Raw genomic sequence first — 406 nt, forward strand, 5'->3', positions numbered from 1 at the left:
CCGGCCCCAGCGGTCAGAACCCCCGCCGGCGGTCGAGGCGACACGGCCCAGGACCGACGCCGCCAAGTCCGGCAAGGCCGATGGGCCAAAGGCCACCAGCGGCTTCGAACAGCTGCGCAACGCACAGGGCCCGGCGCCGGCCACCCAGGTGGTGCGCGAGCAGTCGGACTATTACCACGCCACCAAGACGACGATCTTCAACGCCCTGATCAATACGATCGACCTGGCGCAGCTCGCCCAGCTGGACGTCAAGGCGGCGGCCGAGGAGATCCGCGACATCGTCGCCGAACTGGTGGCGATTAAGAACGTCTCCATGTCGATCTCCGAGCAGGAGACCCTGGTCCAGGACATCATCAACGATGTCCTCGGCTATGGCCCGCTGGAGCCCCTGCTGGCCCGGGACGAC

Annotated in this window: 1 pseudogene; it reads left to right on the forward strand. The window is 67.5% G+C overall.

From position 1 onward, the window contains the following. Positions 1-406: pseudogene (locus tag B2W52_RS13295) on the forward strand (hypothetical protein); the annotation flags it as partial.

Source organism: Marinobacter sp. UBA2498 (genome assembly GCF_002341575.1).
In the GTDB taxonomy this organism is placed as follows: Bacteria; Pseudomonadota; Gammaproteobacteria; order Pseudomonadales; family Oleiphilaceae; genus Marinobacter; species Marinobacter manganoxydans.